This window comes from Pseudomonas brassicae, from assembly GCF_010671725.1.
GTDB lineage: Bacteria > Pseudomonadota > Gammaproteobacteria > Pseudomonadales > Pseudomonadaceae > Aquipseudomonas > Aquipseudomonas brassicae.
Genome location: NZ_JAAHBU010000295.1, coordinates 1 through 3,440, shown reverse-complemented (window position 1 = coordinate 3,440; position 3,440 = coordinate 1). Strand labels below are relative to the sequence as shown.

At 63.0% G+C, this 3,440-nt stretch carries 4 protein-coding genes and 1 pseudogene; 3 read left to right on the top strand and 2 right to left on the bottom strand.

The features are described 5' to 3' along the window. Positions 1-112: 112 nt before the first annotated feature. Positions 113-421: a DUF3509 domain-containing protein gene (locus G3436_RS19245; RefSeq protein WP_163948171.1), complete on the top strand. Its 309-nt coding sequence runs from the start codon at positions 113-115 to the stop codon at positions 419-421. A 7-nt stretch (positions 422-428) separates the two neighbouring features. On the opposite strand, the gene G3436_RS19240 is transcribed toward G3436_RS19245, so the two are convergent. Continuing rightward, on the bottom strand, positions 429-899 hold the full coding sequence (locus tag G3436_RS19240) for a phosphate-starvation-inducible PsiE family protein (RefSeq protein ID WP_163948168.1): 471 nt from the start codon (positions 897-899) through the stop codon (positions 429-431). Positions 900-1,157: 258 nt separating this feature from the next. On the opposite strand from G3436_RS19240, the gene G3436_RS19235 reads away from it, so the two are divergent. After that, entirely contained in the window at positions 1,158-1,421 is a 264-nt protein-coding gene (locus tag G3436_RS19235; RefSeq protein WP_163948164.1) for a YebG family protein, read from the top strand. Between the two features lie 3 nt (positions 1,422-1,424). Here the strand turns inward: G3436_RS19235 and G3436_RS19230 are convergent. Beyond that, a pseudogene (locus G3436_RS19230) lies at positions 1,425-2,446 on the bottom strand (Leu/Phe/Val dehydrogenase). A 117-nt stretch (positions 2,447-2,563) separates the two neighbouring features. Between G3436_RS19230 and G3436_RS19225 the strand changes: the two are divergent. Continuing rightward, positions 2,564-3,370 (top strand): SirB1 family protein, encoded by an 807-nt coding sequence (locus tag G3436_RS19225; RefSeq protein ID WP_163948162.1) that lies wholly within the window; start codon positions 2,564-2,566, stop codon positions 3,368-3,370. Positions 3,371-3,440: the final 70 nt, after the last annotated feature.

The window sequence follows — 3,440 nt, the reverse complement described above, 5'->3', positions numbered from 1 at the left end:
GAGCCATGGCTCGCCTTTTTCATTGCCGCCCGGCACATGCCTTGCAACGCTGCCTGAACTTACCCGGCCATGGCCCGGTCAATCAGTGCATGTGTTTGCCAGGTACCTCACCATGACCAACCCGTTCCAGCAGATCAACGCAGCATTCGCCGACCTGTACCGGGTCAACCTGAGCATCGAGCGGCTCGACGGCAGCATCATGCTGACCCTTTCCGACGCCGCTGGCGTGGTCGCCAAGCGGCTGATCAGCCCAGCCCAGCGCAACGACCCCAAGCGCCTTGGCCATCTGATCGAGAGCATTCGCTTCGGCATCGCCATCGAGCAGGGCCACAGCGCCATGGACATTCTGGCGGCGATGACCAAAGACAGTGCACGCAGCCCTGGCCAGCGCGCTGCCAGCGAGCGTCGCGCGGGCCTGTGAGCCTGGGCTACTTGCCCTCTTCGATCTCCTTGCCACTGGCATCGATGGCCTTGGTGGACGGGTAGCGCGACGAGGCGTAGCGCACCACCAGGATCGAGAACGACAGCAGCAGGATGCCGCCGCACACATACAACAGGCCCACGTCGGGCGCCTTGTGGTGCGACACGTCGCCGATCAGCAGGCGCGTGAGCGCGGTGATCGCCACATACAGCAGGAAGCGGATCGGCATGTGGTTGGTCTTGAAGTAGATCCCCACCATCGCCCCCAGCTCCAGGTAGATGAACAGCAGCAGGATGTCATCGACGCTGACTCCGCCCTTGCCGAGCATCTCCATGAACGCCGACACCGCCGCATAGGCCGTGATCCCGCCGATGCCGAACAACGCCAGGTAATGAAAGGCCTCAACGCAAAGATTACCCAGCGAATCTGCCGAGCCATGCAGACCCTTGCGCACTTTTTCAGCCCATTTGATGTTCACGATGCGAATTTCCTTGGAAACGACGGGAGGAGGATGCGCCACGCAAGTGACGCTTTGCCTGCATGCAGTAAAAAGGCCACAGGCCCTGCTTGAGAAGGCGACCGATTGCCGCAAGGCACCAAACCGGCCCGCGGCATGCAATCAAACTGAGCTATAAAAATGCCACTACCCAAAGGCGCTGGTTTGCCTTATGCTTTTACCTGTATAAAAACACAGTACTCGTACACATCAATTATCGAAAGGCATGTGAGGTGATGAATGGCCGTCGAAGTGGTATACCGCAGCAGCCGCGATCTGGAGCGCTTGTTCATGGATAAAGCTGAAGCAGACCGTCACGACAAAATGCTGGAGCTGGCCGAGCTGCTGGCCGAGGTGCTGCAAAAAGCCGTACCGTCGCTGAGCGAACAGCAGGTAGAGGAAGCGGGTATCTACATGGCGAAGAACCGCGATGTGTTTGCCAAGGCCTTCAAGAGCCAGCCCGATGCGCTGTCGGAACTGCTGGTCGACACCCCGGCCGAGTAAACCTCAGGCGCTGTACACCAATTGCTCGGCGAGCATTTCGGCGACCCGGGCAGGTGAGGTTTTTTCAGCCTGGGCATGCGCAAAGACTTCGGTCAGCCGCGTGGGGATACGCGACAGGTGCGCGGTGATGGTACCCAGGTCATGGCCCTGGTGGGTCAGCGCCACGTAGATCAGCCCGCCCGAGTTGATGACGTAGTCCGGGGCATACAGATGCCGCGGTGCTCCAGCTGGTCGGCCACCTGCAGGTGGGTCAGCTGGTTGTTGGCAGAACCCGCCACGGCCGCGCAGCGCAGCTGCATCACGCTCTGGCTGTTGAGCACCGCGCCCAGCCCGCACGGGGCAAAAATGTCACACGGGGTACTGATCAGCGCTTCACTGGCCACCGGGTGTGCATTGAACTGTTCCATGGCCAGTTGTACCCGCCCCGGGTCATGGTCACTCACCAGCAACACCGCGCCTGCCGCATGCAGTTGCTCAGCCAGCGCATAGCCGACATTGCCCAGGCCCTGCACGGCCACCCGCAACCCTTCCAGATTGTCCGTCCCCAGCCGTGCCATCGCCGTGGCGCGAATGCCCGCAAACACGCCCATCGCCGAATGCGGCGATGGGTCGCCGGCAGCGGTGGTGCTGGTGACATGCTGGGTGCTCTGGGCGATGCAGTCCATGTCCAGGGTCGAGGTGCCGCTGTCGATGGCAGTGATGTAGCGCCCCTCCAGGCTGTCGACAAAACGCCCGAACGCCTCGAACAGCGCCGCACGGTTTTCCACATGCGGGTTGCGGATGATCACGGCCTTGCCACCGCCCAACGGCAAGCCGGCCAGCGCCGCCTTGTAGGTCATGCCCTGGGCCAGGCGGATGGCGTCGCTCATGGCACTGTCGTCGTCGGGGTAGGCCAGGTAGCGGCAGCCCCCCAGGGCGGGGCCCAGGCGTTCGTTGTGGATCGCGATGACCGCCTTCAACCCGGTGGCCGAGTCGATGCACAGGTGCAGTGATTGCGTACGTGTACTTTGCATGAGAGCGAACATTGCCCGGCCCTCGGGAGACAGTGCTGACCCCAGTATAGGCGTCGGCGCAGCGGTCGTTACGCGCACTGGACGAAAGCGCACGCCAGCGCTACAACATTAGCTTGAGCGGAGATTGCCATGACCCCACGCCAAGCCTGCCTGGCCTGCCTGGAACGTACCCCCGTCGCCCTGTTCGAGGCGGCGCTGTGGATCGCTGCCGAACACGATGCCAGCGTACAACCGCCGCAGGTGATGGGCGAGTTACTGGCGTTGCAGCAGCAGGTCAGCCAGAGCCTGCCGATGCTGCCGGTGAGCGAGTTGGCCCAACCGTTGTTGCGCGCGCTCAATGCGCTGGGGTTTCAGCAGGACGAATATCATCCGTTGCGCCCGCAGGCGGCGCTGCTCGACAAAGTGCTGCAACGTCGTCGCGGGCAACCGCTGGCGCTGGCATTGCTGACGCTGGAGCTGGCGCGGGGCTTGTCGATCCCGCTGGAGGGGGTGAATTTTCCGGGGCATTTTCTGTTGCGGGTGCCGGGCGCTGATCATCTGCTCGACCCGTGTGGCGGGCGACGCCTGTACCCGGCCGATTGCCGCGAGTTGCTGGGGCGCCAGTTCGGCCCGCAGATCGCCCTGAGTGCCGAGCACCTGGTCACAGCCAGCGGCCAGCAGATGCTGCAACGGCTGTCACGCAACCTGCGTCAGTTGCACGCCAGCAATGACGATGACCTGGAAGCGCTGAAGGATGCGGAGCGGGTGTTGCTGCTGGGGCCGGCCAGTGCCAGCGACTACCTGGCGCGGGCGACGCTGTATCAGCGGCTGGATTGCCCGCAGGCAGAGCGTTTTGACCTGGAGCACGCGCTGATGCTGACCGAGGATCCGATCCAGCGCTTGCGCTTGACGGAACGCTTGAGCCATTTGCCGCCGCCTACCCCGTCGGTGCACTGACGTTCTGTAGCGGTTTCTTCGCTGGCAAGCCAGCTCCCACAGGGATTTGCGGCGCTCACAAAACCCTGTG